Origin of the sequence: Deinococcus aetherius (genome assembly GCF_025997855.1) — a bacterium.
Lineage (GTDB): Bacteria > Deinococcota > Deinococci > Deinococcales > Deinococcaceae > Deinococcus > Deinococcus aetherius.
Map to the genome: position 1 here is coordinate 665,936 of NZ_AP026560.1, position 26,638 is coordinate 692,573.

The 26,638-nt window shown below is 71.4% G+C and carries 27 protein-coding genes; 11 read left to right on the top strand and 16 right to left on the bottom strand.

All coding sequences use genetic code 11. The features are described from left to right. Positions 1 to 85: 85 nt before the first annotated feature. Positions 86 to 3,148, bottom strand: coding sequence for a DNA translocase FtsK (locus DAETH_RS03505; RefSeq protein ID WP_264776542.1), 3,063 nt, complete (start codon positions 3,146 to 3,148; stop codon positions 86 to 88). A 120-nt stretch (positions 3,149 to 3,268) separates the two neighbouring features. On the opposite strand from DAETH_RS03505, the gene DAETH_RS03510 reads away from it, so the two are divergent. Continuing rightward, positions 3,269 to 3,670: a M67 family metallopeptidase gene (locus DAETH_RS03510; RefSeq protein ID WP_264776543.1), complete on the top strand. Its 402-nt coding sequence runs from the start codon at positions 3,269 to 3,271 to the stop codon at positions 3,668 to 3,670. After that, the gene (locus tag DAETH_RS03515) at positions 3,663 to 4,139 is read left to right on the top strand and encodes an AAA family ATPase (protein ID WP_264776544.1); all 477 of its coding nucleotides are present in this window, start codon (positions 3,663 to 3,665) and stop codon (positions 4,137 to 4,139) included. Before DAETH_RS03510 ends, DAETH_RS03515 begins: the two co-directional genes overlap by 8 nt. Positions 4,140 to 4,241: 102 nt before the next feature. On the opposite strand, the gene DAETH_RS03520 is transcribed toward DAETH_RS03515, so the two are convergent. The 3 genes from DAETH_RS03520 to DAETH_RS03530 all read right to left on the bottom strand — a co-directional run bounded on the left by DAETH_RS03520 (position 4,242) and on the right by DAETH_RS03530 (position 8,422). Next, positions 4,242 to 5,192, bottom strand: a complete 951-nt coding sequence (locus DAETH_RS03520; RefSeq protein WP_264776545.1) for a nucleoside hydrolase — start codon at positions 5,190 to 5,192, stop codon at positions 4,242 to 4,244. Between the two features lie 68 nt (positions 5,193 to 5,260). After that, positions 5,261 to 6,358, bottom strand: coding sequence for a galactose-1-phosphate uridylyltransferase (gene galT / locus DAETH_RS03525; RefSeq protein WP_264776546.1), 1,098 nt, complete (start codon positions 6,356 to 6,358; stop codon positions 5,261 to 5,263). Positions 6,359 to 6,379: 21 nt separating this feature from the next. Continuing rightward, positions 6,380 to 8,422, bottom strand: coding sequence for a beta-galactosidase (locus DAETH_RS03530; RefSeq protein ID WP_264776547.1), 2,043 nt, complete (start codon positions 8,420 to 8,422; stop codon positions 6,380 to 6,382). A gap of 208 nt (positions 8,423 to 8,630) precedes the next feature. Here DAETH_RS03530 and DAETH_RS03535 point away from each other — a divergent pair, with 208 nt between their 5' ends. Beyond that, the gene (locus tag DAETH_RS03535) at positions 8,631 to 8,840 is read left to right on the top strand and encodes a hypothetical protein (RefSeq protein ID WP_264776548.1); all 210 of its coding nucleotides are present in this window, start codon (positions 8,631 to 8,633) and stop codon (positions 8,838 to 8,840) included. A 118-nt stretch (positions 8,841 to 8,958) separates the two neighbouring features. Here DAETH_RS03535 and DAETH_RS03540 read toward each other — a convergent pair whose 3' ends face one another. After that, positions 8,959 to 9,291 carry an FKBP-type peptidyl-prolyl cis-trans isomerase gene (locus DAETH_RS03540; RefSeq protein ID WP_264776549.1) on the bottom strand — a complete coding sequence of 111 codons (333 nt, stop codon included), beginning with the start codon at positions 9,289 to 9,291 and terminating at the stop codon, positions 8,959 to 8,961. A gap of 102 nt (positions 9,292 to 9,393) precedes the next feature. Between DAETH_RS03540 and lepB the strand changes: the two genes are divergently transcribed. Next, entirely contained in the window at positions 9,394 to 10,011 is a 618-nt protein-coding gene (lepB, locus tag DAETH_RS03545) for a signal peptidase I (protein WP_264777384.1), read from the top strand. 4 nt (positions 10,012 to 10,015) lie between these two features. On the opposite strand, the gene DAETH_RS03550 is transcribed toward lepB, so the two are convergent. The 5 genes from DAETH_RS03550 to DAETH_RS03570 all read right to left on the bottom strand — a co-directional run bounded on the left by DAETH_RS03550 (position 10,016) and on the right by DAETH_RS03570 (position 13,433). Then, on the bottom strand, positions 10,016 to 10,576 hold the full coding sequence (locus DAETH_RS03550) for a DUF1684 domain-containing protein (protein ID WP_264777385.1): 561 nt from the start codon (positions 10,574 to 10,576) through the stop codon (positions 10,016 to 10,018). Further along, a complete protein-coding gene (locus DAETH_RS03555) occupies positions 10,570 to 10,794 on the bottom strand; it encodes an RNA-binding S4 domain-containing protein (protein WP_264776550.1) in 225 nt (74 codons plus the stop codon). The genes DAETH_RS03550 and DAETH_RS03555 overlap by 7 nt, the downstream gene beginning before the upstream one ends. 331 nt (positions 10,795 to 11,125) lie before the next feature. Then, positions 11,126 to 11,659: a hypothetical protein gene (locus DAETH_RS03560; protein ID WP_264776551.1), complete on the bottom strand. Its 534-nt coding sequence runs from the start codon at positions 11,657 to 11,659 to the stop codon at positions 11,126 to 11,128. Next, a complete protein-coding gene (locus DAETH_RS03565; protein ID WP_264776552.1) occupies positions 11,656 to 12,552 on the bottom strand; it encodes a hypothetical protein in 897 nt (298 codons plus the stop codon). The genes DAETH_RS03560 and DAETH_RS03565 overlap by 4 nt, the downstream gene beginning before the upstream one ends. Continuing rightward, the gene (locus DAETH_RS03570; RefSeq protein ID WP_264776553.1) at positions 12,549 to 13,433 is read right to left on the bottom strand and encodes an Ig domain-containing protein; all 885 of its coding nucleotides are present in this window, start codon (positions 13,431 to 13,433) and stop codon (positions 12,549 to 12,551) included. The genes DAETH_RS03565 and DAETH_RS03570 overlap by 4 nt, the downstream gene beginning before the upstream one ends. A gap of 125 nt (positions 13,434 to 13,558) precedes the next feature. Between DAETH_RS03570 and DAETH_RS03575 the strand changes: the two genes are divergently transcribed. Together DAETH_RS03575 and DAETH_RS03580 are read left to right on the top strand one after the other, a co-directional pair. Beyond that, on the top strand, positions 13,559 to 16,477 hold the full coding sequence (locus tag DAETH_RS03575) for an insulinase family protein (RefSeq protein WP_264776554.1): 2,919 nt from the start codon (positions 13,559 to 13,561) through the stop codon (positions 16,475 to 16,477). A 117-nt stretch (positions 16,478 to 16,594) separates the two neighbouring features. Next, positions 16,595 to 17,005 (top strand): hypothetical protein, encoded by a 411-nt coding sequence (locus tag DAETH_RS03580; protein ID WP_264776555.1) that lies wholly within the window; start codon positions 16,595 to 16,597, stop codon positions 17,003 to 17,005. Positions 17,006 to 17,076: 71 nt separating this feature from the next. Here DAETH_RS03580 and DAETH_RS03585 read toward each other — a convergent pair whose 3' ends face one another. Further along, the gene (locus DAETH_RS03585; RefSeq protein WP_264776556.1) at positions 17,077 to 17,520 is read right to left on the bottom strand and encodes a 23S rRNA (pseudouridine(1915)-N(3))-methyltransferase RlmH; all 444 of its coding nucleotides are present in this window, start codon (positions 17,518 to 17,520) and stop codon (positions 17,077 to 17,079) included. A 118-nt stretch (positions 17,521 to 17,638) separates the two neighbouring features. Here DAETH_RS03585 and DAETH_RS03590 point away from each other — a divergent pair, with 118 nt between their 5' ends. The 5 genes from DAETH_RS03590 to DAETH_RS03610 all read left to right on the top strand — a co-directional run bounded on the left by DAETH_RS03590 (position 17,639) and on the right by DAETH_RS03610 (position 20,754). Next, complete coding sequence (locus tag DAETH_RS03590) at positions 17,639 to 18,067, top strand: hypothetical protein (RefSeq protein ID WP_264776557.1); 429 nt, start codon at positions 17,639 to 17,641, stop codon at positions 18,065 to 18,067. Then, positions 18,064 to 18,294, top strand: coding sequence for a hypothetical protein (locus tag DAETH_RS03595; protein ID WP_264776558.1), 231 nt, complete (start codon positions 18,064 to 18,066; stop codon positions 18,292 to 18,294). The genes DAETH_RS03590 and DAETH_RS03595 overlap by 4 nt, the downstream gene beginning before the upstream one ends. A gap of 84 nt (positions 18,295 to 18,378) precedes the next feature. After that, positions 18,379 to 19,221: a 16S rRNA (cytidine(1402)-2'-O)-methyltransferase gene (gene rsmI / locus DAETH_RS03600; RefSeq protein WP_264776559.1), complete on the top strand. Its 843-nt coding sequence runs from the start codon at positions 18,379 to 18,381 to the stop codon at positions 19,219 to 19,221. A gap of 73 nt (positions 19,222 to 19,294) precedes the next feature. Next, positions 19,295 to 20,296: a 6-phosphofructokinase gene (gene pfkA / locus DAETH_RS03605; protein ID WP_264777386.1), complete on the top strand. Its 1,002-nt coding sequence runs from the start codon at positions 19,295 to 19,297 to the stop codon at positions 20,294 to 20,296. Between the two features lie 167 nt (positions 20,297 to 20,463). Beyond that, positions 20,464 to 20,754 carry a DUF1905 domain-containing protein gene (locus DAETH_RS03610; RefSeq protein WP_264776560.1) on the top strand — a complete coding sequence of 97 codons (291 nt, stop codon included), beginning with the start codon at positions 20,464 to 20,466 and terminating at the stop codon, positions 20,752 to 20,754. Positions 20,755 to 20,904: 150 nt separating this feature from the next. Here DAETH_RS03610 and ftsZ read toward each other — a convergent pair whose 3' ends face one another. The 5 genes from ftsZ to murC all read right to left on the bottom strand — a co-directional run bounded on the left by ftsZ (position 20,905) and on the right by murC (position 26,595). Further along, entirely contained in the window at positions 20,905 to 21,990 is a 1,086-nt protein-coding gene (gene ftsZ / locus DAETH_RS03615; protein ID WP_264777387.1) for a cell division protein FtsZ, read from the bottom strand. A 133-nt stretch (positions 21,991 to 22,123) separates the two neighbouring features. Further along, the gene (gene ftsA, locus DAETH_RS03620) at positions 22,124 to 23,467 is read right to left on the bottom strand and encodes a cell division protein FtsA (protein WP_264776561.1); all 1,344 of its coding nucleotides are present in this window, start codon (positions 23,465 to 23,467) and stop codon (positions 22,124 to 22,126) included. Further along, positions 23,464 to 24,204, bottom strand: a complete 741-nt coding sequence (locus DAETH_RS03625) for a cell division protein FtsQ/DivIB (protein ID WP_264776562.1) — start codon at positions 24,202 to 24,204, stop codon at positions 23,464 to 23,466. The genes ftsA and DAETH_RS03625 overlap by 4 nt, the downstream gene beginning before the upstream one ends. 103 nt (positions 24,205 to 24,307) lie before the next feature. Then, positions 24,308 to 25,189 carry a UDP-N-acetylmuramate dehydrogenase gene (locus DAETH_RS03630; protein WP_264776563.1) on the bottom strand — a complete coding sequence of 294 codons (882 nt, stop codon included), beginning with the start codon at positions 25,187 to 25,189 and terminating at the stop codon, positions 24,308 to 24,310. Then, the gene (murC, locus tag DAETH_RS03635) at positions 25,186 to 26,595 is read right to left on the bottom strand and encodes a UDP-N-acetylmuramate--L-alanine ligase (RefSeq protein WP_264776564.1); all 1,410 of its coding nucleotides are present in this window, start codon (positions 26,593 to 26,595) and stop codon (positions 25,186 to 25,188) included. Before murC ends, DAETH_RS03630 begins: the two co-directional genes overlap by 4 nt. Between the last annotated feature and the right edge of the window lie 43 nt (positions 26,596 to 26,638).

Genomic DNA, 26,638 nt, shown 5'->3' on the forward strand with positions numbered 1-26,638 from the left:
TTGTGTTCCCGAGTTGCCTGGGTGCACAAGGAACCGGGGGTGGGGAGGCTCTTCTCCCCACCCACCCCCGCCGCGTCCGGGTGCCCTACCGCCCGAAATACTCCGGCAGGTCGGCCTCGGTGATCAGCACCTCGCGCGGCTTGCTGCCCTGGTGCTTGGAGACGATGCCCATAGCTTCGAGCATGTCCATCAGCTTGCCCGCCCGGGCGTGGCCCACCGAGAGGCGCCGTTGCAGCCGCGAGACGCTGCCCTGGCCCTCCTCGATGCAGATCAGCGCGGCCTGACGCAGGTGAGGGTCGCTGAAGTCCATGTTCGCCTTGTCGGTGGTGGGCCCGCTCGCCGAGACGGTGCCGTCGAAGTCCGCGCCGTACTCCTCCACGAACACGTCGTCGAAGACCTGCCGCCGCAGCTCGTCGGTGATCCGGGCCGACTCGACCTCGGAGATGTAGGGACCCTGGAGGCGCAGGGGTTTGATCAGGCCGGGCTGATAGAACAGCATGTCACCCATGCCGGTCAGTCGCTCGGCGCCCACCGCGTCGAGGATGGTGCGCGAGTCGTGGCTCGAACTCACCGCGAAGGCGATGCGCGCCGGCACGTTCACCTTGATGAGGGAGGTCAGGATGTCCACGCTGGGGCGCTGGGTCGCCAGGACGAGGTGCATCCCGGTCGCGCGCGCCATCTGCGCCAGGCGCATGATCGCCGACTCGACCTCCTTGGGCGAGGTGATCATCAGGTCGGCCAGCTCGTCGATGATGATGACGAGGTGCGGGAGTTCGGGGTCGCCCACCATCCGCATCTTCGCGTTGTACTGCTCCAGGTTCTTCGCGCCGACCTGGCTCATCATCTTGTAACGCCGCTCCATGTGCGCCACCGCGCCCAGCAGCACCCCCGCCGCGTCCATCGGGTTCGTCACCACGGGCCGCACGAGGTGGGGAATCCCGTCGTAGGGGGTGAGTTCGACCATCTTGGGGTCCACCATCAGGAAACGCAGCTCGGTGGGCAGGTAGCGGTAGAGCAGCGAGGTGATCAGCGTGTTCACGCACACCGACTTGCCCGAGCCCGTCGAACCCGCGATGAGGAGGTGCGGCATCTTGGCGAGGTCGCCCACCATGAGTTCGCCGTCGATGCTCTTGCCCAGGATGATCGGGAGCTTCGCCCGCGTTCCCCGGAAGGTGCCCGAGGCCGCCGCCTGGTGGAAGGTCACGGGCTCGCGCTCGGTGTTGGGCACTTCCAGGCCGATCACGCTCTTGCCGGGCACGGGCGCCTCCACGCGCACCCCGCCCACCGCGAGCGCCCGCGCGAGGTCGTTCGAGAGAGAAGCGATGCGGCTGATCTTCTCGCCGGGGGCGGGCTCGATCTCGTAGCGGGTCACCGTCGGTCCCCGCGCGAAGTCCACCACCCGCGCCTGGAGGCCGAAGTGCCGCAGCGTCTGGTCGATCACCGCCGCCCGCTGCCGCGCCGCCACGTCGAGCTGCGCGGGGTTCACCGTGCCCACGGGCAGGGGGTCGAGCAGGTCGTAGCCGGGGAGGGCGAGGTCCACGGCGCCCTGGTTGGGGCGGCGGCGCCCTGGCTGCGCGCTCTCCCAGGGGGCGGCGCTCTCTTCCTCCTCTTCCTCCTCCAGCGTGGCCTGGGCAGCGCGGCGGGCGGGGGCGCTCGCCTGCACGCCCGCCGCGCCGAGAAGCGGTTCGGAGGCACGGGGGGGCACGGCGCCGATCACGGTGGTGGACGGGGGAGGGGAGAGGGGGACGGGCTGGCCCTCCCCGGTCGTGGCGGGGTGGCCTTCACGGGCAGGAGGCTCCCCGGTGAAGTCGAAGTCGAGGGCGGGAGCTGGGAGGTCATTTCCCCCCACCGCCATCGCCTGCACCCGCTCCAGCGCCTCCTCCTGGGCGCGGGCGAGGCGGCCCCGCCACTCCTCCTGGGCACTCAGGGTCCCGTCGGGGTCACCCGCCAGCGCCTCGGCGAGGGTGGCGGCGATCTCTGTCGGGGCGCGGTCGAAGGCCGCCGCAAGGTCGGGCCAGCCGGGGTAGTGCCGCTCGCGCCCCTGCCAGGCGGTGAAGTCCTCGGCGAGTTCGCGCCACGCCCGCTCGCGTTCCCGCCATGCGGGGAGTTCACGCGCCAGGGTGGCCGCGTCCGCCTTCGCCAGCGCCTTGAGGGTCGCCTGACGCTCGCGCTCCAGTTTTCCGGCCCGGCCGGAAAGGCGTTGCAGGTCGGCGACCATGTTGCGGCGCAACCGCTCCAGGGCGCCGCTCGCCAGGGTGCTGGGGAGTTCGACGCTCAGCTCGTGGCGTCCGGCGCGGACCTCGTTCGCCACGGCCTCCGCCTGGGCTCCCGCGTCGGGAGCCTCGCGGGTGACCGCCTCCCGCAGGTCACGCGCGGCGCCCCGGGCGAAGGTGCCCAGGCTCTCGCGCCACCTTCCCAGCTCGCCCTCCATGCCCTTCAGGCCCGCCTCGTCGAGAGCACGCACCTCGCGGCGGGCGGCGCGGACCTCCTCGTCGAGCCCCCCCAGTTCGCGGGCCTCCGGGTAGAGCCGCCGCAGCGCGTCGAGGTCGCGGGCCTGCGCCGCCAGCCCCTGCCGCACCCCCGCCCGCGCCCGGGCCGCCTCGCGCCCCTCCTGCCGGGTCTCGATCACTCCCTGCACCCGGGTGGTCGCCCCGCCCAGCAGGACGCTCAGGCGCCGGAAGAGCCCCTTGAGCAGGGTGAGGGGCCGCAGCCGCAGCATGATTTCCAGCCCGAGGGTCAGGGTGACGAGCGGGAAGAGGGCCGCCGCGAGGCTCAGGGCGTCCACCACCGGCCCCATCACCCTCGCCGCTCCCTTGCCCGCCGCGCCCGGGGAAAAGACCTCGTGGAGCGCGAGGAGCGAGGCCACGACGACCACGCCGCCGAGCACGCGGCGGGTCAGGCCCCTCAGGTCCCGCCCCAGGAACACCAGCACCCCATACGCCACGGGCACGACGGGCAGGAGGTAGGCTCCCCAGCCCAGCCACCCGGTCAGCGCCCCGTGCGCCTGTGTCATGAACCCGCCCTCCGCGACCTGGGGCAGGGTCAGCGTGACCGCCAGGAAGATCCCCAGCGCGAACAGCACCAGCCCCAGCGCCTCCCCGTCGAAGCGGTTCGCGGGAGGAGCGCTTTTTGCACGAGCCTTCGCCATGGGCAGAATTGTACCCCAGCCTTACTTTCTCTGCCGCGCCCAGCGCGCGTTTTCGCGGCGGGGATGGGGTGTGGGGCAGAATACCGTCACCGCGCCGCGCCCCGGCCCGATAATGCCCGGGTGGCCCTGATCCTCCCCCCGCCGCTCGCGGACGCCCTGTGGGAGCACGCCGGGCGCGAGGCCCCGCGCGAGTGCGTCGGCGTGCTCGGCGGCCACACCCGGCCCGGGGTGGGAGAGGCGGTCGCCCTCTACCCCCTGCCCAACATCGCGCCCGAGCCCGAGAGCACATACCTCGCCGACCCCGGACACCTGCTGCGGGCGCTGCGGGCGATGGAGGCGGGCGGCCTGACCCTCGTCGCGCTGTACCACAGCCACCCGCGCGGCCCGGCCTCGCCCAGCCCCACCGACCTGCGCCTCGCCGCGTACCCGGTGCCGTACGTGATCGCCGACCTCGTGACCCGCACCCTCGTCGCCTACCGGCTGCCGGAGGGCGGGGTGGTGCCGATTCGTGCGGATGGCTGAGCCCCGCATCCACGCCCTGCACGGTTTCGTCGGGAGCGGCAAGACGACCCTCGCCGGGTGGCTGGAGCGCGAGTTGCCCGGAATGCGCTTCACCCCGGACGAGTGGATGGTCGCCCTGTACGGCCCGAACCTGAACGCCGAGGAGTTCCCGCCCGCCTTCGCCCGCGTGATGACCCTGATGGAGGGGCAGTGGACCCGCGCCCTCGACCTCGGCGTGCCCGTCATCCTCGACCACGGGTACTGGAGGCGGGCGGACCGGGACGCCCTGCGCGCGAAGGCCGCCGCGCTCGGGGTGCCCCTCACCCTGTACGCCCTGACCCTGCCTGACGAGGAAGCGTTGAGGCGGGTCAGGTCGAGGAATGCCAAACCCGACGCCCTGCCGATCAGCGACGAGACCTTCCGGCTCCTGCGTGCCCGCTTCCAGCCGCTCGAAGCGGACGAGGAGGCGGTTCGGGTGGGGCAGGAGTAGGTGGATGGCGGCAGGAGGTTGGGCAACTGGTGGGGCTGGACTGCTCTGCTCGCTCACCCCCACCCGGCCTCCCCCCTCAAGGGGGAGGAGCAAAGACGACGGTCAGGGCAGCCTGCCCAGCCGCTCCAGCAGCAGGCCGAACACGCCCTCCGCGTCCACGCCGACCGCTACCTGCGCGTTCGCGGGCTGTCCGGTCACCCCGTACAGGTCGCACACCGTCCGCCCGAGGTTCAATCCCTCCTGAAGCTCGACCTGCACGGACATGGGTTTCATGTCGAACAGGTTCGGGCGCAGCACGGCGGCTACGGCGACCGGGTCGTGCAGGGCGCCGCCATCCAGACCGTAGCGCTCGCGGTACACCCCAGCGTAGAAGGTGAGGAGTTCGGCGCTGACGGCCCCCGCCCGGTTGTCCAGGGCGCGCAGGGCGTCCAGCCGCTCCGGCGTGGCGATGACCTGCATGGTGACGTTCAGCCCGAACATCCGCAGGGGCACACCCGAGCCCAGCACGATGTGGGCGGCGTGCGGGTCGGCGAGGGCGTTGAATTCGGCTGCAGGGGTGCGGTTGCCTCCCCCGGTGCTCCCGCCCATCCACACGACCTCGCGCAGCAGAGCGGGCAGGTCGGGGGCCAGCCGGAAGGTGAGCGCGACGTTGGTGAGCGGCCCGGTGGCGACGAGGGTAACCTCGCCGGGCCGTTCGCGCACGGTGCGGATGATGAAATCGACGCCGTGCTCGGCCTCGGGTGCCCGGAGCGGTTCAGGAAGATCGGCGGCGGGAAGGCCGCTGTCCCCATGCACTGATGCCGCCGTCAGCGGAGGGCGGACGAGCGGGCGGTCTGCCCCGGCGTGCACGGGCACCTGCGCCCCTGCCAGCGCCAGCGTCACCCCGGCGTTGTGGGTGGTGAGGGGCAGGCCGACGTTGCCGTGCACGGTCGTCACGCCGAGCACCCGCACCTCCTCCGGGCTCGCCAGCGCGAGCAGCCAGGCGATGGCGTCGTCGAGGCCGGGGTCGCCGTCGAGGATGACGGGGCGGGGCAGCGCAGGGGCAGAGGTCACCCGCGCATTGTAGGCAGCGAGGTCGTCCACGCCGCAACGCAGACGACCTCTCGACCTGTCCTTCCCAGCTACACCGTCAGGTTCCGCAACTCCTGCGCGGCGACCTCCGGCAGCTTGTCGTTGGCGAACTCGCCCGCGCCCTGCTCGGTGCCCGCGAGGTACTTCATGCGGCCCGGGGCGCGCAGGTACGGGTAAATCTCGATGTGGAGGGGGAACTCGGGGTGAGGGTCGCCTCCCACCGGGCCCTGGTGGACGGTCAGGAGGTACGGCATCCGCACGCCGAAGAGGGCGTCCAGCCGCAGCAGGGCGTCTTTCAGCGTCCGGGCGAAGGCGGCCTTCTCCTCCGCGCTCAGGTCGCTCAGCAGGGCGACGGGGCGGGCGGGCAGTACCCAGGTCTCGTAGGTGTAGCGGGCGAAGGGGGGCACGACGCTCAGGGCCGCGCCCTCGTCGTGGAGGACCCGCAGCCCCGCCGCCCGCTCCCCGGCCACGAAGTCGGCGAGCCAGGGGCGCCCGTTCTTCTCCATGTACCCCCGCGCCGAATCGAGCAGCCGCGCCTGCACGGGCGGGATATGGTCGTAGGCGTAGATCTGCCCGTGCGGGTGGTGAAGGGTGACACCGACCTCGACCCCCCGGTTCTCGAAGGCGAGGACGCTCCTGATCTTGCCCGTCGCCGCGAGGCGGGTGGTGCGGTCGGCCCAGACCTCGATCAGGAGGGTCATCTGCCCGGGCGTCAGGTCGGCGAGGCGGCCTTCCGGGCTCTGGCTGAAGACGACGACCTCGCAGCGGCCCACGCCCGCCCGGACCACCGCGCCCTGGACGGGCTCAGGCTCGGGCGCGTCGAGGGTCAGGCTGGGAAAACGGTTCTCGAAGACGGCGAGGTCGTACACGCCGCGCGGCAGCTCGGTGGGGTGGCCCCCCTCCTGAATGGGCGCGAGCGGGTTGTAGTCGGGCGGGGGCAGGAAGGTGCGGTTGAGGCGGTGCGCGGCGTACATCACCCACTCGGAGCGCAGGGGGTGCCAGCGCATCACCGGGCGGGCCTGCACCGGGTCGCCGGGGGTGGGAATCTCAGACTCCACCCGCACGGGCTCCAGGCCGTAGAGGGTCAGCTCGCGCCCGTCGGGCTTCTCGAAGTCCTCGGCATGGAAGGTGGGGGAGGGCTGGGTCATGGTCGCTCCGCTTTCATGGGCCTACCCTAACCGCGCCGGGCGGGGATCGTCACCCGCCGGGGTAGACTCCTCCACGACCTCGAAGCTCACGGGGGCGAGCGTCCGGCCCTCCCACGTCACCGCCTCCGGGTTCCAGTTCTGCACCAGCGTCACGCCCGCCCGGCGGCTGAGGCGCACCCCGTCGGGGAGGTCCACCGTCTCGACCCCCGCCTCGGCGAGCACGTCCCGCAGCACGGCGCGGATCAGGGCGTCGGAGTGGGCGCCGATCACCGTGGCGCGGCCCTGGCGGGTCACGGCGGGCAGGCCGCCTTGCGGGCCTCCGACGTAGGTGTGGGTTGCCTCCGCTCCCGCCAGCCGGTAGCTCTCCGCCCAGGCGTGAGCCTGGAAGTCGCCTTCCGGCCCTGCGACCTTCTGGGTGAGCCCGGACCGCAGCGAGTCGAACTGCAACAGGCGCACGCCCAGCAACTCGGCGAGCGGTCCCGGCTGCCCCTGTGCCCAAGCCTGCCCACTCGGGGTGCGGAAGCCCGTGCGCGGCCCGCAGACCAGCCGCGCGCCGCCCTCCACCGCCGTCGCCCACCGCACCGCGCGTTCCTCGGTCGCCAGCGTGATCGCCGGGGCGACGACGACCGCGTACCCGCCCAGGTCCGCGTCCGGGTGCAGGATGTCCACGTCCACCCCGAGGGAACGCAGCGCCCGGTAGTACGTCACCGTCTGCGCCCAGTAGCTCAGCGAGGCGCTGTGGGGCTGCGCGCCCAGCAGCCACAGGCTCTCGTAATCGTGGAGGAGGGCCACCCGCGCGGGCACCTCGCCGAGGGGGAAGCGGGCCTGATTGAGCGCCGCCACCTCCGCGTACCCCCGGTCGGGCGTCTCGTCGTGCCGCAAGAGCCCCGAGTGCAGGACCTCCTGCGCCATCGTGGCGGCCCGCCAGCGGAAGTAACTGACCACATCCGCCCCGTGCGCCCACGCCTGCGCCGTCCAGAGGGCGACGGCTCCATCGGCGGGCAGAGGGTTGAAGGGGGCCCAGTTCACCTGCCCGCACTGCTGCTCCATCACCCAGAAGCCGTTCGGAGTGCCCTCGCCCTCCCGCCCCAGTCTGCCCGCTCCTCTCAGCAGCCCCCGGTACACGTCATGATTCCATCCCACCAGATCGGGGTGTCCGGTGCGGGCGAAGTGGTTCCTGTCCTCCTCGCCTACGATCCCCTGCGCGAAGAACTCCAGCATCCCGGTCGGGTAGTTGTCCCAGGTGGCGAAGTCGAGGCCGCGCGCCACCTCGTAGTGGTCGAAGCCGCTCTCGAAGATCATGAAGTTGTGGGTGACGAAGCGACCCGGCGAGAGTTCGCGCAGGAGGTCTACCTGCTCGCGCTGGAAGCTGGCAATCTGGTCCGACGCAAAACGGGAGAAGTCGAGGATGTGGGCCGGGTTCGCCTCCGTCACGGTCAGGTTCGGCGGCTTGATCTGCCCCCAGTCGCCGTACTCCATGCTCCAGAAGACGTTGCCCCACGCCTCGTTCAGCGCGTCCAGGGTGCCGTACCTCTCCCGCAGCCAGCCGGGAAAGGCCGCCGCGCTCGCCCCGCCGTAGCTCCTCCCGGTGCCGTGGCAGGCGAACTCGTTGTCGGTCTGCCAGCCCACGACCGCTGGGTGCTGACCGTACCGCTCGGCCATCGCCCGGGTGATCCGCCGCGAGTGTTCCCGGTACACGGGCGAGGCGAAGTCGTAATGGCGCCGCGAGCCGAACTCGCGCACCCGGCCCTCCTCGTCCACGGGGAGGATTTCGGGGTGCGTCCGGATCAGCCACGCAGGCGGGGTCGCGGTGGGGGTACACAGCACCACCCGCAGCCCCTCCCGGTGGTACGCCTCCACCGCCTCGTCCAGCCACGCCCAGTCGAACTCGCCGGGCCGGGGCTCCAGGCGGCTCCAGGCGAACTCGGCGAGGCGCACGAAGGTCAGGCCGAGTTCGCGCTGCCGCCGCGCGTACGTCTCCCAGCAGTCACGCGGCACATGCTCGGGGTAGTCGCAACTGCCCAGCAGGAGGTGGTGGGGGGAGGCGGCGTCGGGTGGGGTCATGGCGGGGTCCTGTCAGGGGGAGAGGCGGAAGGGGGCCGTGTCGCGGCCAGCGGCCAGAACGAAGGCTCCCCGGATCATCGCAAGGGACCTCACAATGTTCTTCCCGGGGAGCTTAGGGGGACGGCGCCGGGGCGTCAATCCGGCGCCGTGAACCCCACTTCACGCCCGGCACACACGGCCCCGGCCGGGCACGCCTACGCTGCCCCCCATGACCGGACGCAGCGACGACGAGCAGCCGGGTGCCCCCCAGGCCCAGCGCAGCACCGATTCCGAGAGCGCGACGAAGTACCCCACCCCCCAGTCCGGCGTCGTGCAGGACAGCCCCGGCACCACCGACCTCAGCATGGAGGAGGCGGAATTGATCGACGGCCAGGGCAACAACGTCGGCGACGACGACGTGGGCACGGGCGGCGGCTGAACGTCGAGCTGGAAACGCCCCGCACCGGAGAGTCAGGTGCGGGGCGTTCCTGTTGTCCCGAAGCGATCCCCCTGCTTCTTTTCTGGCGGCTGGAAGCTGGGCGCTGGCGGACCTTGCCTCAGCGCACGTCCACGAGTTCCACGTCGAAGATCAGGGTGGAATTCGGCGGAATCACGCCGGGAACGCCCGCCGCCCCGTAGCCGAGGTGAGGGGGAATGGTCAGCCGCGCCTTGTCGCCCACCCGGAGCTGCGCGACGCCCTGGTCCCAGCCGGGGATGACGTAGCCGACGCCCAGCGGGAACTCGATGGGCTCGCCCCGGTCGCGGCTGGAGTCGAACTTGCGGCCGTCCTCCAGCGTGCCCGTGTAGTGGACCCGCACGGTCTTGCCGGGCGAGGCGGGGGTGCCGTTGCCCTCGTGGTACCTGTCTACGATCAGTTCCTGCTGGGTCATGCCGCCCAGCGTAAGCTCCCACCTTCCCCCCGGCCCGGACTCTGAAGCGGGCGTGAAGGAAGGGTGACCCCCGTCCTCTGCCCCCGCGAGCCCGCTGCTACCATGCCCCGCGTGACGCCCGTCCCCTCCCGCAGGCCCCTCGCCGGGACGATCCCCGCCGAGCTGCGGACCTTCTGGCGGGTCTGGGTGCTCGGGGCGCTGCTGCCCGTGTGGCTGTTCACGACCTTCGTGGCGACCCTCGCCCGGGTGGACGGCAACAGCATGAATCCCACCCTCCACAACCGGGACTTGCTTGTGCTCCTGAAGTACCCGCGCTGGTTGCGCGCCTGGGGCCTGCCGACCCCCTACCCCCGGCGGGGCGACCTGCTCATCTTCAAGTCCCCGGCGGACAGCCCCTACAGCTACGAGACCGTCTGGGGGGTGCGGCACCGCCCCTACAACATCAAGCGCGTGCTGGGCCTGCCGGGTGATACGGTCGCCATCACGGACGGGCGCGTGATCGTGAACGGGCGGGCCATCGCGGAGAGCTACGTCAATGGCGGCGTGCTGACCGACCAGCCCCCCTTGCGCGTGCCCCCCGGCAAGGTTTGGGTGCTGGGCGACAACCGCCTCGTCGGCGAGAGCCTGGATTCGCGCGCCTATGGGCCGGTCGATCTGGGGGACGCCGCCGGGCCCGTCAACCTGCGGCTGTGGCCGAATCCGGGCTTGGTCCACCGCTGAGGGTTCAGGCCAGGGCGCCCGGCAACCGCTCCCCGGCGGCTATGGGCTGACTCACCCAGTTCTCGCGCGGGGGCAGGGGGCACGTCCACCCCTCTCCGTAGGCGCAATACGGGTGATAGGCGAGGTTGAAGTCGAGGTGGACGAGCATCCCGTCACCCCCCGGCGCCCGGACGAGGGGCGCGTCGAGGTAGCGCCCGGCCCCGTACGTCTCCGGCCCGCTCGTCGCGTCGCGGAAGGGGACGAAGACCCGCTCGGGGAAGTCCTCGCCGGGAGGGGCGTACAGGGTGAAGGTGTGCGGGCCGCCGGGTAGGTCCGCCGTCGCCGTGCCGAAGCGGGCCATCATGCGCGTCTCGCCCGTGTTCGTGCCCAGCGTGACCTCCGCCCCGTCCGCCCGCTCGACCGGAACGGTGAGGGCCCAGGCCGGGTCGGGCGGGTAGTAGCTCAGGCCCCGAAAGCTCGCCAGCTCTGCCTCAGGAATCGGCCCGCGCCCCGAGGCGAAATGCTCGTCCTTGCGGCGCCGGAAGTCGGTGAGCGCCCGCGCGTGCGCCTCCCCCGCCGTCACCAGTCCACCCGCACGCGCTCGCCCGCGTACTCCACGATGTCGCCGCGCCGCAGCTTCTTGCGCCGCCGCGTCTCGATCACGCCGTTGAGCCGCACCTCGCCGCCCTGTACCCGGAACTTCGCCTCGCCGCCCGTCTCCACCAGCCCGCGCAGCTTGAGGAAGTCCTGGAGGTCGATGGTGTCCTGCTCCTCCCAGCCTTGCCGTGGCTCGTCCCTCGTCATGGGGGAAGGGTAGCAGGGGGAAGGGTCAGGGGATGGGCTCTGGTGCGAGGGAGACGGTTGCACCCACACACTCTTCAGGGGGAGTGTCGGAGGTCCAGTCACGAACGAGAAAGGCCAGGGAGGGTTCTCGGTCCAGAGAAAATCTTCGTGGGTGCTGGGGATAACCAGCGATGCGGCAAGCCTCCGGTGAAATGCCGGGTCTCGTGATGCTCAAGCCGTCGCCCACACGAAGTTCTCCCGATCCTTGCCTGACCTTGACGGCCAGAGCCCACCCCCGCCCTGTGACGCAAGAGGCGACCTTCCAGCACCTCCTCGAACCCTCTCTCCTCGGTCAAGGCTTGTACTGCGCCGCGAAGAGCCGCAAGTCCGCGTCGTCCACCCGGCGGTCCTGGTTCAGGTCGCCTACCGTCGCGCCCGTCTTGCCGTAGTTGTTCATCAAGAGGGCGAGGTCGGTGAGGTCGATCTTCCCGTCACCGTTGAGGTCGGCGCCGCTCAAGCGGGTGCGGGCGGCGTCGGGCGTCCACGCCGTCAGCCCCAGCTCGTCGGTGAGGGCCGAGCGGATGGCCTGCGCGAGGGGCAGCGGTCCCTGCGGGTTCAGTTCGATGCGCCGCTCGCCCCGCACGGTCACGGTGCGGGCGACCACGTCCGGGTTGAAGGGCACGGCGGCGGTCGGGCCGCTGCCGCCCACGGTCAGGAGGGGGCCGCCGCTGGAATCGAGCGTGACGGGTAGCTCCCGTGTCCCCAGCGCCGCGAGGGCGTCCTGCACGGCTTTGGTCAGTTCGGCGCCCTGGGGCCTCAGCTTGACGGTGGCGGCCTGCACCCCCCCGGCGGCGAGGGCGAGGGCCAGAAACAGCGCGCGTCTCATCTTCCCTCCCGGGCGGCGCGCAGGGCGTCACGGAAGCGGGCAGGATCGCTGGGGATGGCGTTCGGGTCGTTCACGGGAGTCGGGGTTGCCGTGGCGGGTGCGGCGTTGCCAGGGGTGGAGGTGGAAGTGGCCGCACCGGAAGCGGGCGTGGAGGTTGTGGAGCCGGAAGCCGGGGCGCTGCTGGTGGCCGGGGTGGCGTTGGTCGCGCCCGCGCCGGAGGTGGTCGTGGAGCCTGTGGTGCCCGGCGCCGTGGTTGTCGTCGTTGTCGTGCCGGAACCGGGGGCCGGGGTGCTGCCCGCAGCGGGATTGGCGGTGGCCGTCGCCGCGTCGGAACCGGGAGTGGTCGTGGGGGGCGTGGTGCCGGGCGCCGGGGGAGAGGTCGCCGTGCCGGGAGTTGTGGAAGTCGGGGCCCCCGGCGTGGTCGTCGTCGCAGAACCGGACGGAGTGGCGGGGCCGGACGCGGTCGTGGCGCGTGCGCCCGTCGAGTCGCCCGGGCGCGTGACCCTTCCGTTCACAACCGGGTAGACGCCCTGTGCGAAGCCCACGACGGGATTGTCCATCCTTCGGCTGTAGAGCAGCAGGAAGGCCTCCTGACCGGCGCGCAGTTCCGGCAGGTCCTCCAGGCCCTGAAGGACGTACAGCACGGGTCTGCCCTCCCGCTGCGGCAGGGTGGCGGGGTCCCCGGCCACCGTCTCGGTCACGGTCAGGGGGTAGACGGTCCAGATTGCCTCGCCCTCGGTCACGTTCGTCGGCGTGCCGAGGGTGGCGCGCACGATCACGTCCGCCTTCCTCGCCTGTTGGGTCAGGGTCAGGGTGGGGGCGGTCGTCGCGTGGGCACCCAGGGGAGCAGCCCCCAGCGCGAGGGCAGCGAGCAGGGTCAGAGCACGCCTCACGGTTGGCCCCCGTTCTGGGAGGTGCCGGGGCTCGTCGTCGTCGAGGTACCCGGGGCGGTCTGCGTTCCGGTCGGGGTGGGTGCGGGTGGTGCGGTGGTGCCGGGCGTGCCCGGAGCAGGCGTGGTGACGGGAGCCGGGGTCGCCGCGCCCGAGGTGGCGAGCACCTTGCCCGTGCCGTCGCGCGCCTCGAAGGCGAAGCGGCCCGCGTCGAGGGTGACGGCTTTGGGCGGCCTGACGCTCACGAGCGCTACACGGGCGCCGCTACGCGGCACGGTCTTGAAGCCCACGTCCACCGTCAGGGTGCGCCCCGCCTGCTTCCAGAACAGCACGCCGCTCCCCTCAGCGGGTTGCACGCGGGTGACGGCCACGCCCTCGGGGAGGTCCCAGGTCATCCGCGCGGCCCGGATGGTGCGGGGCGCGGTGATGTTGAGCGGGATGCGCGTCTCGCCGCGAATCTCCCCGCTGGGAAGCTGGGGCTTGAGGGCCAGCGGCGGCAGCTCGCCGATGTTCAGGGTGTAGGACTGGACCTTGGTGCTGAGGTTGGCGTCCGACGCCTCCACCGCGAAGGTGTACGTTCCCGTCTTCGTGGGCGTGCCGCTCAGGCGCCCGCCGCGCAGGGTGAGGCCGGGGGGCAGCGTCCCCGAGCCCACCCGCAGCGCGTACGGCCCCGCCCCACCCGCCACGCCCACGGGCGCGTCGTAAATTTCGGCGAGGTACGCGACGGGCAGGCTCGTCGTCGTGAAATACAGGGGGTCGCTCGTGCTCGACGTGCCGGTGGTGCCTGTCGAGGTCGAGGTCGTGCTGCCGCAGGCGGCGAGCAGCACCCCACTCGTCAGCAGCGCGCACAAGGGCAGGGCCCGGCGGAGGGCGAACGGTCGCATGGCAGCTAGTCTAGCGACCTTTCATGAGCCTCCCGGAGAACCCGGAGGGGGCGGAGGGTGGGGGGCCCCCTCCTTCGTGTCAAGTGCGCTGTGGCGTGTGGCGCCCCGGCGCTAGACTTCCCTCCATGACAACCGAAACCTTGCCCGCCCTCCCCGCTCCCGGCGAGCGGCTGGGGCGCTACACGGTGGAGCGGGTGGAAAGCTTGCCCGAGATGCAGGGCACCCTCGTGCTCCTGCGGCATGACCTCGGTGCCCGCCACGCCCATGTCGCCCGCGACGACGACAACCTCGCCTTCGGGGTGACCTTCCCGACCGTGCCGAAGGACTCGACCGGCGTGGCGCACATCCTCGAACACGTCGTGCTGATGGGTTCGCAGCGTTACCCGGTGCCCGACCCCTTCTTCGCCATGATCCCGCGCTCGCTGAACACCTTCATGAACGCGATGACGGCGAGCGACTGGACGACCTACCCCTTCTCCACCCGCAACGAGCAGGACTTCTACAACCTCCTCTCGGTCTACCTCGACGCCACCTTCTTTCCCCTGCTGCGTTACGAGAGCTTCCGCCAGGACGGCCACCGCTTCGAGTTCGAGACGCCCGACGACCCGAGCACGCCGCTGAGGCTCCAGGGCGTCGTCTACAACGAGATGAAGGGCGCGATGGCGAGCCCCGGCGCGGTGATGTACCGCGCGTTCGGCAAGGCGCTCTACCCCGACCTCACCTACGCGAACAACTCCGGCGGCTCGCCTTCAGCCATCCCGGGCCTCACCTACGATGGCCTGCGCGCCTTCCACGCCGCGCACTACCACCCCAGCAACGCCTTTTTCTACACCTACGGGCGGGTGGATTTGAAACGGGTGCTGGGCGAGATCGAGACGCACGTCATGTCGCGCTTCACACCCCAGACCCTCGACGTGAGCATCCCCGACCAGCCCGCGTTCGAGGGGCCGCGCCGGGTGGACGTGACCTACCCCGGCACCGACGTGGAGCGCGGCGGCCAGGTCAGCGTGGCCTGGAAGCTCGGGCACTCGACCGACGCTGACCTCAACCTGCGCTGGAGCGTGCTCTCGGACGTGCTGCTCGGCAACCCGGCGGCGCCCCTGACCCGGCCCCTGATCGAGTCGGGGCTGGGGAGCGCCCTCGCCGACCTCTCCGGCTACCGCGACAACTTCCGGGAGGGTGCCTTCGCGGTCGGCCTCAAGGGAGTCGGTGCTGGGAAGGCGGGCGAGGTCCAGGCCCTCGTCCTCGACACGCTCGCGGCCATCGCACAGGGCGGCATCGACCCCGAACTCATCGAGAGCAGCCTGCACCAGTTCGAGATCGGGCAGCGGGAGGTGTCGAACGCCGGGACCCCCTACGGCCTGCAAGTCATGTTCCGGCTCCTCGGCCCGTGGCTGTACGGCGGCGACCCGGTGACGGGCCTGCGGCTGGACGCCGAGCTGGAGAGCCTGCGGACCGACCTCGCCCAGGGGCCCGTGTTCGAGCGGATGATTCAGAAAGACCTCCTCGACAACCCCCACCGGGTGACCCTCGTCCTCGCGCCCGACCCCGACCTCGCCGCGCGCACCGAGCAGGCCGAGCGCGAACTCGTCGAGCGGCTGAGCGCGGGCTTCACCGACGAGGACCGCGCCCGCATCGTCCGCGAGAGCCTGCAACTCCAGTCCCTCCAGGCGCAGGAGAGTGACCCCGACGTGCTGCCCACCCTCGGCCTCGGGGACGTGCCGCCGACCGTCGCCCGACCGCCGTACACGACCGAGGAAGAGGGTCGTGCGCTGGTGGGCCGCGTGCCCCAGCCCACCGGGGGCCTGACCTACCTCGACGTGCAGGTGCGCCTGCCCGAGTTGCCGGGCGACCTGCTGGACACCCTGCCCCTGTACGCCTTCGCGGTCACCCGCAGCGGGGCGGCGGGCCAGGATTACGTGGCCCTCGCGCGGCGCATCGAGGCCGTCACGGGCGGCGTGAGCGCGAGCGTGGGGGTGGGCGGCAAGCCGGACAGCCTCGACGACCTGCGCCTCTCGCTGACCTTCAGCGGCAAGGCGCTCGCCCGCAACGGGGACGCGCTCGCCCTCGTCCTCCACGACGTGATCGCCGCCCCCGAGTTTGACCGCGAGCGGCTGACGCAGCTTCTCAGGCAGCGCCTCGCCGGGCTCAAGGCGAGCGTGGTGAACGCGGGCAGCGCCTACGCCGAACGTCTCGCAAGCGCGCAGGTCAGCCCCGCCGGGAGCATCGAGGAGCGCCTGAGCGGCTTGACCGCCCTCGCCACCCTCAAGGAGATCGTGGAGGGGGACGGGGTGGACGCGCTGCTGGAACGCTTCGCCCGCCTCCGTAACCTGATCCTCGCCGGAAAGCCGCTGCTGTGCCTCACCGCGACCGCCGACGATCTCGGGCTCGACGTGGCGCCGGTCACAGGGGAGTTCGGGGGGGACGCCCCGGTCGGCCACCCCGCGCCCCGGCTCCTCGCTGGCGGGCCCCAGACGCGCACGGCGGACTCGCCGGTCGCCTTCAACGCGGTCGCCTTCCGCACGGTGCCGTACACCCACCCCGACAGCCCGGCGCTGCTCGTCCTCTCGCGTCTCCTGAGAAGCGAGTACCTCCTCAAGGAAATCCGCGAGAAGGGCGGCGCGTACGGCGGCGGAGCGGGCTTCGACGCGCGGGGCGGCGTGTTCACCATGTCGAGCTACCGCGACCCCCACATCACCCGCACCTTCGAGGTCTTCCGGGACGCCCGCGCCTTCCTCGACACGGCACTGCTGGACGAGCGCGAACTCACCGAGGCGATCTTGTCGGCGAGCAAGACCCTCGACCCCCTGACGAGCCCGGACACCGTGGGACGCCTGCGATTCTACGGCGACCAGGCCGGATACACCCCCGAGGTGCAGGAGGAGTACAAGGCCCGTCTGCTGCGGGTGACCCTGGACGACCTGAAGCGTGTGATGGACGCGTGGCTGACGCGTGAAAACGCCGGGTATGCCCTCGTGGCGGGCCACGACCCGAACCCCGAGACGCAGGCGCTGGGGCTGCACTTCGAGGTGCGGGGCGTGTAGTCCGGGGCGAGGGGGGAGGAGTGGGAGGTGCGTCGTCGTCTCCCACTCTCCTTTTCCCTCCAGGCCCTGCTCCTCGCCTCTCATGCACCGAGCCTCACGCGTGACCACACTAGGCGCATGCGACGACTGAAGACGGTGGTGGCGCTGGTGGCCCTCTCGGCGGGAGTGGCGGGGGCGGAGCAGTTCGGGGTGCAGGCGGGGATCGGGAACCTGGGGCTGCATGTCGGGGCCTACAGCCGGGTGGCGGGCTTCGGCCCGGTCCAGACGGAACTGCGCGGCACCTTCGACCGGGGGTTGACCAGCGGGGGCGAGACCCGGGTCGGCGCGGACGCGCTGCTCAGCGTGAACCTGCTCCTGCTGCGGCCGTACGCCGGGCTGGGGGTGGGGCTGCCGCTGGGCGGGGGCGGCGCGTCCTTCCAGACCACCGTCGGCGCCCGCTTCGGTCTGCCGGGCCCCTTCTCGGGCTTCGCGGAGGGGAACTTCGGCTCGCGGAACGTGTACCGGGCGGGGCTGCTGCTGAGGTTCTGAGGAGGGAAGTGGTTCGTGGTCACTGGGGTGTGGACTCGATCTTTTCCCACTCACCACTGACCACTTCCCACTTACCCCCCCCGGTGGTACGGCTCCCCCGCGCTGATCGTCGCCGCGCGGTAGAGCGCCTCCGCCATCACCACCATCGCCAGGTCGTGCGGCAGGGTGAGCTGGGACAGGCTCCAGAGCCCGTGGGCCGAGGCGCGCAATTCGTCGGTGTGCCCCTCCGGGCCCCCGACCACGAAGGCGAGTTCCCCGATGCCGCCGAGGGCCTGAGCGTCGAGGTAGGCGCTCAGGCCCTCGCTCGTGAACTGACGCCCGCGCGGGTCGAGGAGGACCAGGGGGGCGCGGCCCGCCGCCCGGGCCACGGCCTCCGACTCCTGCGTCCGTGTCTTGCCCGCGACGCGGGTGACCTGCACCTTGTGGTAGCGCCGCAGCCGCCGCTCGTACTCGTCCCACCCGGCGCGGGCGTAGGCGAGACGGGGGTCGCCGACGGTGATCAGGTGCAGGCGCATGGGGGGCAGGATAGGGCGTGGGCACAGGCAACGAGAGATCAAGGTCGCCTGCCTGGCCCTCCCGCTACACTGGCGCCATGGGCTTCCGGTCGCGTGTCCCCCCCCACCGGGAGGAACCTTGAACTACGCGGCGACCCTGGCCGTGCTCGTCGTGCTGGCGTTCTGTTTTCCGCTGACGGTGCGCCTGGGCGCGCAACTCGGCGTGCCGGAGGTCTACACGGCCTCGGCGCTCGGGGCGCTGCTGACCTTCGCGCTCGCGGCCTACCTCGTGCGCTGGCAGGTGGGCCGCCACGCGGTCACGCTGGAGCGGCTGGCGCGGGCGCGGGCGCAGGTCGCGGCGGAGCCGGACAATCCCCGGGCGTATTTTGTGCAGGGGGAACACCTCGGCATGGTCCTGCTGCGGCTCGACCGGCGGCGGGAGGCGGCGGAGGTGATCGACCGGTACGCGCGGCTGGGTGGTGCGCGGGAGGGGGAGATCGTGGCCTTGAGAGAAGCCTTGTCGAACGCGGAGCGGCGTCAGCGCCGCGCGCAGGGGAGAGAAGCATGAGGGCGTACAAGGGCATCGTGGAGGACGGCGTGGTCGTCCTGATCGGAACGAGGCTGCCGGAAGGCACGGTCGTCACCGTCACCGTCGGTGAGGCGGAGTTGCTGCGGGCGCGCATCACCAGCGCCCTCAAACGCCCCCGCAAGGTACGGGTGCGCCTCAAGCCGACCCCCGGCCTGGTCGCCGAGGCGGCGCTGGTAGGCGGGGTGGGCGACGGGGGGAATGATTAGGAGCGGGCAGCCGTCAGCCGTCAGCCGTCAGCGGTTCCTCCTGGCGACTGGCGACTGGCCGCTGGCGACTCCCGGTGGCCCCCCGTGACCGCCGAGGCTCCCGCCCCCCACGTCTGGCTCGTGCCGACCCCGGTGGGCAACCTCGGGGACATCACCCTCCGGGCGGTGGAGGTGCTGCGCGGCGCGGACGCCGTGGCCTGCGAGGACACGCGGCGCACCGGGGCGCTCCTCACGCATCTGGGGGTGAGCAAACCCCTCGTGCGGCTCGACGCCCACACCATGTACCGGGCTCCCGCCGTGCTGGAAGAACACCCCCGCCTTGCCTACGTGACCGACGCGGGCACGCCGGGGATCAGCGACCCGGGCGCGGAACTCGTGCGGGCGGCCATCACGGCAGGTATCCCGGTCGAGGTGCTGCCCGGTCCCACGGCCTTCGTCCCCGCCCTGGTCCTGTCCGGTCTCCCGAACGCCCGTTTCACCTTCGAGGGCTTCCTGCCCCGCTCCGGCAGGGAGCGCCGCGAACGCCTCGCCGCCGTCGCCGCCCGAGCCGAGACGACCGTGCTGTACGAGAGCCCGCACCGCCTCACCGACACCCTGAACGACCTTGCGGAGGTGTGCGGCCCCACGCGGCAGGCGAGCGTGACCCGTGAACTCTCCAAACGCTTCGAGGAGACGGCGCGCGGAACGCTGGAGGGCCTCGCCTCCCACTTTGCGGGGGAGGTGCGCGGGGAGATCGTGGTCGTCGTGGCGGGGCGCCCGGCGGGGGAGGCGGCCCCCGGTGAGGAGGTGCCCGACCATACGGCCCTGGCGCGGGGCTGGGCCGCCGAGGGCAGGAGCGCCCGAGACATCCGGGAATTGCTCATCGCCCGGGGTTTGCGTAAGAATGACGCTTACGCCCTGGCCCTGCGGGTGACGCAAGGCGCCTGACGCCCCCACACCTTCCCCGAGGAGTTCCGTGACCGAGACCAGCCCCAACGAAGCCAGCCAGAACGAGACCAACATCGCCCCCGTCCTCGACCACCCCAATCCCAGGGGCGTCAGGCGCGTCGCCGTCCTCACCAGCGGGGGGGACGCGCCGGGCATGAACGCGGCGATTCGCGCGGTGGTGCGCACGGCGACCCACCACGGCATCGAGGTCGTGGGGGTGCGGCGGGGCTTTTCCGGCCTGCACCGGGGGGATATGCGCCTGATCGGGGCGCGCGACGTGGCGAACATCATCCAGCGCGGCGGCACTATCCTCCTGACCGCACGCTCGCACACCTGGCGCACCCCGGAGGGCCGGGCACGCGGCGCGCAATACCTGCGCGACTGGGGGGTGGACGGGTTGATCGTGATCGGCGGCGACGGCAGTTTTCACGGCGGGCACTTCCTCCAGCAGGAACACGGGATTCCGGTGGTCGGCCTGCCCGGCACCATCGACAACGACCTGTACGGCACCGACCACACCATCGGCTACTTCACGGCGGTCGAGACCGCGCTCGACGCGGTGGACAAGCTGCGCGACACCGGCGCCTCGCACGAGCGCATCTTCGTGATCGAGGTGATGGGCCGCCACGCCGGGCACATCGCGCTCGACGTGGCGGTGGCGGGGGGCGCCGAGGAAGTCTTTATCCCCGAAGATCCCAAGCCGGTAGACGGCATCGTCGAGATCGTGCAGGAGAGCGTGTCGAAGGGCAAGGCCAGCTCCATCATCATCGTGGCGGAGGGCTTTCCCGGCGGGGCGCTGGGCGTCGCTCAAGCCATCGAGGCGGGCACCGGCCTGGAGACGCGGGTCAGCATCCTGGGCCACATCCAGCGCGGCGGCACGCCCGTCAGCAGCGACCGGGTGCTGGCGAGCCGCCTGGGCGAGGCTGCCGTCTACGCCCTGATGGACGGACACAGCGACGTGATGGTGGGGCGGCAGAACGGCGAAATCGGCTTCACGCCTCTCCCGGAGACCTGGGAGAAGCGCAAGGACGTGAACCGCGACCTCTACCGCTGCGCGAAGACGCTGAGCGTCTGAGGGGAGGCCTCTTCCCGATTTCCCGGGGGCTGCCGAACACGTCAGGAACTGACGGCAACTGCCATTAGCCTTGGGACGTCAGGAGGTCGGCGTATCCCCGGGCCGCAACTCGCTGGCGTCCGAAGATTTCTGGGGCCTGATTTCTGACGGAGGAGTGGACGCTACAGGTGATCAGGCTTGAGTTCAGCGGTGAGCTTTGGCACTGGGTTGGCCCGGCTCCTTGGTACTTCGTCACCGTTCCGGCAGAAGAGTGCGCCGTGCTGCAAGCCGCGTCGAAGTTCGTCACGTACGGCTGGGGAATGCTTCCGGTCAACGTATGGATCGGCGAAACGGAGTACAGGACGTCCTTGTTTCCAAAAGAAGGCCGCTACCTCGTGCCCGTCAAGGCGAGTGTGCGAAAGGCAGAACACCTCGAAGAGGGCGATGAGGTGACGGTGCGACTCGAACTCCGTTCCTGACATGTGACCGCAGCAGCCGGACAAGTTGAGGGCTTGTTCCTCAAAGCATCCCAACTGAGCGGACGTGCGCGAACGACCCCGAGGGCAGAGGAAGAAAAGGGGCCGCAGGCATCCCGCCCCGGCCCCTTTCCTTTAACGGCTAACCCCTGTTCAGTCCCGCCCGACGTTGCGCAGGAAGGCGGGGATGTCGTAGTCCTTGGGGTCGTAGCTGCTCGCCGCCTGGCCGCGTACGGGCCGCACGATGGTGTCGATGCTCGTGCCGCGCCCGTGGCCGGTGCCCAATCCCAACCCCGCCGGGAAGGGCGCCTCGTTGAAGCCGGTGGCGATCACGGTCACGCGCACCTCGTCCCCCGCCGCCTCGTCGGGCGTGATGCCGAAGAGGATGTCGGGGTCCTCGAAGCCGGTCGCCTGCCGGATCTTCTCGACGATCTCGTTGGCGTCCGTCATGCTCAGGTCGTAGCCGCCCGTCACGTTCACCAGGATGCGGCGGGCCCCCTCGATGCCGCGCTCCAGCAGCGGCGAGTGGATGGCGCTCATCGCCGCCTCCTCCGAGACCTTCTCGCCGCGCCCGGCCCCGATGCCCATCAGGACCGTGCCCGAGTTGGCGAGGAGGTTGCGCACGTCGGCGAAGTCGAGGTTGATCATGCCCTCGACGTTGATCACGTCGCTGATGCCCTTGACCCCGTAGTACAGCACCCGGTCGGCGATCAGGAAGGCCTCGCGGAAGGACACCTTCTTGTCCACGGCGGTGAGCAACTTCTCGTTGTTCACCACGATCATGCCGTCCACCCGCTCGGAGAGCTTGCCGATGCCGTCCTCCGCCACCCGCAGCCGCTTGGGCCCCTCGAACTTGAAGGGCCGGGTCACGATGGCGACCGTCAGGATGCCCATCTCGCGGGCGATCTCGGCGACGACGGGGGCACTGCCCGTGCCGGTGCCGCCGCCCATCCCCGCCGTGATGAAGAGCATGTCGGTACCGTCGAGGTACTCCTTGATGCGCTCGCGGTCCTCGATGGCGGCCTTCTCGCCCACGTCGGGGTCCGCACCCGCTCCCAGGCCACGCGTCAGGCGGTCGCCGAGTTGAATCCGCACCTCGGCGTGGCTCTTGGCGAGCACCTGCGCGTCGGTGTTCCCGGCGATGAACTCGACGCCTTCGAGTCCCGATTCAATCATGCGGTTCACGGCGTTGTTGCCCGCCCCGCCCAAGCCAATCACCCGAATTCTGGCCGCTTGCATCATGTCTCCTTAGGTGCGGCCCTCCCCTCCCGGGCGCCGCTTGCACGCGCAGTAGTGTAACGCAGCCCCGCCCGCCCTGCCCGCCGCCGAGCTTGGGCGGGGCGGAGGCCGGGCCGGGACCCCGAACTGGGCGTCACATCCAGTCTTTGAAGACGTTGCGCAGCCGGTCCATCAGGCTCGCGCCCTCCTTGGGCTTGGCCTTCTCCTTCTTGGGAGGCGCCGGGGTGACCACGGCGGTCGAGGTCGCCACCTCACCCTTCTGGGTATTCGGCGCGGCGGGCGTGGGGGCCGTGGGCTTGGCCTCCTCCTGGAAGACGGAGGTCGGCACCTTCCCGTCCTGCCCGATCCCGTACAACACGAGGCCGACCCCCGCCGAGTGCGCGGGCCCGCTCACGATGTCGGTCAGGCCCCCGATCCCGCGCGGGCGCCCCAGCCGCACCGGCAGCCGGAAGCGGTCGCGGGCGAGTTCGGTCGTGCCCCGCAGCAGGCTCGCCCCTCCCGTGAGCACCACCCCCTGCGCGACGAGTTCCACCGGCCCGAGCGCCTGGTCGATCTCGTCGCGGACCATCCCGAAGATCTCGGCGAGGCGGGGCTTGATGATCCTCGACAGCTCGAAGGCGCTGATCGCGTGGGTGCTTCCCGACGCAGTGGTGATCTCCAGCGTCAGGTCGGGGTCGGCGAGTTCGGGGATGGCGGCCCCGTACTTGCGCTTGACGTTCTCGGCCTCCTCGGTGGGCAGCTTGAGGATCTGCGAGAGGTCGGCGGTGACGTGCTCGCCCCCGATGGGGATGCACGCCGAGTGGGCCAGGTTGCCGCGCTTGAAGACGCTCACGTCGGTCGTCCCGCCGCCCAGGTCGATCACGATGACCGTATGTGCCTGCTCGGCGGCCTCCAGCGTGGCGAGGCCCGAGGCGAGCGCCTGGAGGACGAAGCCCTCGACCCGGACGCCCGCCTCCTGCACGCAGCGCCGCAGGTTGAGCAGCGGCCCGGCGGTCCCGGCGACGATGTGGACATCGACCTCCAGCCGCACCCCGTGCATCCCGACCGGACTCTTGATGCCTTCCTGGCCGTCCACGACGTACTCCTGCGGCAGGGTGTGCAGGATTTCGAGGTTGGGGTCGAGGGGCACCGCGCGGGCGTTCTCGATGGCGCGGTCCACGTCGGCCTGGGTGATCTCCTGGTTACGGCGGATCGCGGCGAGGCCGTGGCTGGTGATCGCCTTGGCGTGATTCCCGGCGACGGACACGAAGACGCTCCCCACCCGCACGCCGCTCACCCGCTCGGCGATCTGCACGGACTGGCGGATGGCGTGGGTGGCCCGCTCCAGGTTGACGACCGAGCCGCGCTTCATGCCCTCGCTCGCCACGGTGCCCTCGCCGATGATGTCCACAGTGCCGTTCGGCGCGACCTCGCCGATGACGGTGGTGATTTTGGTGGTGCCGATGTCCAGCCCCACGATGATCGGGTTGTCCTTCATTCCTGGACGCTCACCCCCCAGGGGTAGATGTGAATTTGCTTGCCGGGGTACTTCGCTATGGCCCCAGCATATTTCAGCAGGGTGTTGGGGTCGCCGCTCCACACCGTCCCGCCAGCGGTTTTGGCCGTGACGCCGGACGGCGTGTATGCAACCGACTGAACATTGTAACGCCCCAGTGACCGGGCGACGAACAGGGCGTCCTCCAGCCGGTCCGGCCCCCACCCCCCCAGCAGGGGGAGCCGCGAGACGTCCCCGGCTCCAGGCAGCACCGTTCCGTCCTCCGCGACCGCCACGACCCCGCCGTCCGGCCTCTGCCAGCGGGCGAAGGGCACCCGCTCGGTCAGGTGAATCTCGACCGTGTCCGGGAAGCGGCGGGTCACCTGCGCCGTCTGCACCCAGGGGCTCGCCCCCAGGCCCCGCGCCCGCCACGTGCCGTAGTACGCCCACGAGAAGCCGGGGGTCAGGCCCGCGAGTTCCCGCACCCGCGCCTCGCTCATCCGGGCGTTGCCGCTGACCGTCACCGTGCGGACGGGCAGGGCGAACCAGAGGCCAACGAGGGCGCCGACGACCAGCACGAGGGCGAGGCTGGCCCACAGGCGGCGGCGCCGACGGGCCCGCTCCCGGGCCCCGAAGGCGGAGACGGGGGCGGACTCCTGGGGAGGAGGTGGGGGGGCGGCTTCTGCCGCCGGGCCAGGAGGGACACGGCGGTTACGGAAACGGGGATCGGAGTCGATCACGGAGTCTATCCTGCCACCGAAACGGCCCGGGTCCTGCGTGCGCATGCGCCCCTGCCGGTCGAAGGGCACGACTGCCCCGGCCCGCGCGTTCCTTCCACCCGGCTCAGCCCTCTTCCGGCCACAGCTCGTACTCCAGTTCCAGCGGCACGCCCACCCGCTCTCGGATGATCCCGAGCAGCGCGTGGACGTCCGCGCTGTTCGCTCCCCCCAGGTTTACGATGAAGTTGGCGTGCTCGGGCGCGATCATCGCGTTCCCGACCCGCGTGCCCTTCAGCCCCGCCTCGTCGATCAGCCTGCCCGCCGACACGCCCCCCGGGTTCTTGAAGGCGCAGCCCGGCGTCTTCATCTTGGGCTGGCCCTTGCGTGCGGAGTCGGCGAACTCCATCCTCGCCTGCACCTCTTCCGGGGTGCTGCGGCGCAGCTTGAGCCGCACCCGCGCGACGATGTGGTTTCTGGGGATGCCGCTCGCCCGGTAACCCCAGTCGAGGTCGTCCGGCGTGACCTGCCGCCTGCTCCCCGGCGTCACGATCTCCAGCGTGTGCAGCCCGTCGAACGTCTCGCCGTAGCGCGTGCCCGCGTTCATCCACACGGCGCCGCCGACCTGCGCGGGGATGCCGACCGTGCCCTCCAGGTTCGAGAGGCCGAGCTTCTGGAGCCTGCGGATCAGGCCGGGGAGGGGGACGCCGCCGCCCACCCAACCCGTCACCACGGTTTCCCCGTCGCTCAGCCCCGGGTCGGGCGTCAGGTCGGTCTCCGCGAAGGGCCCCGTCAGGCGGATGACCCGCTCGGGCACCCCCTCGTCGGCGATCACGAGGTTGCTGCCGCCGCCCAGAATGCGGTAGGGGGCCTCCATCGCCTCGGCGAGCTGGTCGTGGTCCGAGACGAACCACACCTCGGCCTCGCCGCCCACCCCCAGGGTCGTGAAGCGGGCGAGGGGCAGCCGCTCGACGCGGGCACCCGTGCGGCTGGGCTGGGTGAGGGTCACGCCCCCACCCCCGCGAGTTCCCGCGAGAGCTTCCACACGTCCCCGGCGCCCATCGTCACGATGATGTCCCCACCCGAGGCCGTCTCGCGCAGGTAACGGACGACCTCGGCGCGGTCGGGGAGGTAACGCACGCCCCCGTGCCCACCCTGCGCCATCCGGTCGCTGACGAGCGTGGCGTGGATGCCGGGGATGGGTTGTTCGGACGCCGCCGCGATATCGAGGATCAGCACCTCGTCCGCCCCCATCAGCGCGTCGGCGAGGCGGGGCCAGGACTGCTGGGTGCGGAGGTAACGGTGGGGCTGGAAGACCACCCGCACCCGCCGCCCGGTCTGCCGCGCCGCCTGCACCGCCGCCGCGACCTTGGTGGCGTTATGCGCGTAGTCGTCGATCACCAGCGCCCCGTTGAGCTGCCCCACCCGCTGCCAGCGCCGCCCCGGTCCCCGGAAGGAGGCCAGCGCCGCCGCCGCCTTCCCGAAGTCGCCCCCGTACAGGTGGGTCACGGCCAGCGCGGCGAGGGCGTTGAGAACGTTGTGGGTGCCGGGCAGCGACACCCGTGCCTCGCCCAGCACCTCGCCCCGGTACTCCACCGTAAAGGTCGTTCCCTCCGCGTCCGGGTGGAGGTCCACGGCGCGGTAGTCGGCCCCCCCCGCCTGCCCGTAGCTCAGCCGCTCGGCTGCCCCGGCGCAAAGCCCATTCAATCCCGGCCAGTCGGCGCAGTAGAGCACCTGGCGGGCGTGCCCCACGAACCGGGCGAAGGCCGCGTGCTGCTCCTCGACCGTCTCCCAATAGGTCGCCTGGTTGCCGCCGACGTGGTCGTCCTCCGCGTTCGTGAACACGGCGGTCTCGCACTGAAGGTTCCCGAATCCCCGGTCGGACTCGTCCACCTCGGCGACGAAGGGCCCATGACCCATCCGCGCGTTGCTGCCGAACTCGGGCACGATGCCGCCCACGAAGGCCGCCGGGTCGAGCCCCGCCCCCTGCATGGCGACGGCGATCATCGAGGTCGTCGTGGTCTTGCCGTGGGTGCCGATCACCCCGACCGAGGGCCCCGCCCGCAACAGTTCGTCCAGCAGGCTCATGCGTGGACGGACCTCCACCCCCGCCGCCCGCGCCGCCACGAGTTCGGGGTGATCCTTGGGCACCGCCTCCGACGCGATCAGCACGTCCACGCCGCTCACATGAGTGGGGCTGTGCCCGACCGCGACCGGAATGCCCTCCCGCTCCAGTTGCTCGGTGAGTTCGGAGGAGGACGCGTCGCAGCCGCTGACCCGCACCCCGCGTGCCGCGAGCAGCCGCGCGAAGGCGCTTACTCCGATGCCACCGATGCCCATCAGGTGATAGTGGGAAGGTGGGGGAGAGGGCGGGTCGGCGGGAGCGGCGGAGGGGAAAGGGGGGGAGTCAGTCATGGTGAGGGTCCGGGAAGAGCGTCACAAACCTGGAAAACCAGAA

What these genes read in the sequence shown, in the direction of transcription:
- DAETH_RS03515 (WP_264776544.1), top strand. Translation starts at nt 3,663, where the DNA reads ATGGCTGAGCCCCGCATCCACGCCCTGCACGGTTTCGTCGGGAGCGGC.
- DAETH_RS03580 (WP_264776555.1), top strand. Translation starts at nt 16,595, where the DNA reads ATGCGACGACTGAAGACGGTGGTGGCGCTGGTGGCCCTCTCGGCGGGA.
- DAETH_RS03540 (WP_264776549.1), bottom strand. Translation starts at nt 9,291, where the DNA reads ATGACCCAGCAGGAACTGATCGTAGACAGGTACCACGAGGGCAACGGC.
- lepB (WP_264777384.1), top strand. Translation starts at nt 9,394, where the DNA reads ATGCCCCGCGTGACGCCCGTCCCCTCCCGCAGGCCCCTCGCCGGGACG.
- DAETH_RS03595 (WP_264776558.1), top strand. Translation starts at nt 18,064, where the DNA reads ATGAGGGCGTACAAGGGCATCGTGGAGGACGGCGTGGTCGTCCTGATC.
- ftsZ (WP_264777387.1), bottom strand. Translation starts at nt 21,990, where the DNA reads ATGCAAGCGGCCAGAATTCGGGTGATTGGCTTGGGCGGGGCGGGCAAC.
- ftsA (WP_264776561.1), bottom strand. Translation starts at nt 23,467, where the DNA reads ATGAAGGACAACCCGATCATCGTGGGGCTGGACATCGGCACCACCAAA.
- DAETH_RS03530 (WP_264776547.1), bottom strand. Translation starts at nt 8,422, where the DNA reads ATGACCCCACCCGACGCCGCCTCCCCCCACCACCTCCTGCTGGGCAGT.
- galT (WP_264776546.1), bottom strand. Translation starts at nt 6,358, where the DNA reads ATGACCCAGCCCTCCCCCACCTTCCATGCCGAGGACTTCGAGAAGCCC.
- murC (WP_264776564.1), bottom strand. Translation starts at nt 26,595, where the DNA reads ATGACTGACTCCCCCCCTTTCCCCTCCGCCGCTCCCGCCGACCCGCCC.
- DAETH_RS03570 (WP_264776553.1), bottom strand. Translation starts at nt 13,433, where the DNA reads ATGCGACCGTTCGCCCTCCGCCGGGCCCTGCCCTTGTGCGCGCTGCTG.
- DAETH_RS03555 (WP_264776550.1), bottom strand. Translation starts at nt 10,794, where the DNA reads ATGACGAGGGACGAGCCACGGCAAGGCTGGGAGGAGCAGGACACCATC.
- DAETH_RS03505 (WP_264776542.1), bottom strand. Translation starts at nt 3,148, where the DNA reads ATGGCGAAGGCTCGTGCAAAAAGCGCTCCTCCCGCGAACCGCTTCGAC.
- DAETH_RS03575 (WP_264776554.1), top strand. Translation starts at nt 13,559, where the DNA reads ATGACAACCGAAACCTTGCCCGCCCTCCCCGCTCCCGGCGAGCGGCTG.
- DAETH_RS03560 (WP_264776551.1), bottom strand. Translation starts at nt 11,659, where the DNA reads ATGAGACGCGCGCTGTTTCTGGCCCTCGCCCTCGCCGCCGGGGGGGTG.
- DAETH_RS03535 (WP_264776548.1), top strand. Translation starts at nt 8,631, where the DNA reads ATGACCGGACGCAGCGACGACGAGCAGCCGGGTGCCCCCCAGGCCCAG.
- DAETH_RS03585 (WP_264776556.1), bottom strand. Translation starts at nt 17,520, where the DNA reads ATGCGCCTGCACCTGATCACCGTCGGCGACCCCCGTCTCGCCTACGCC.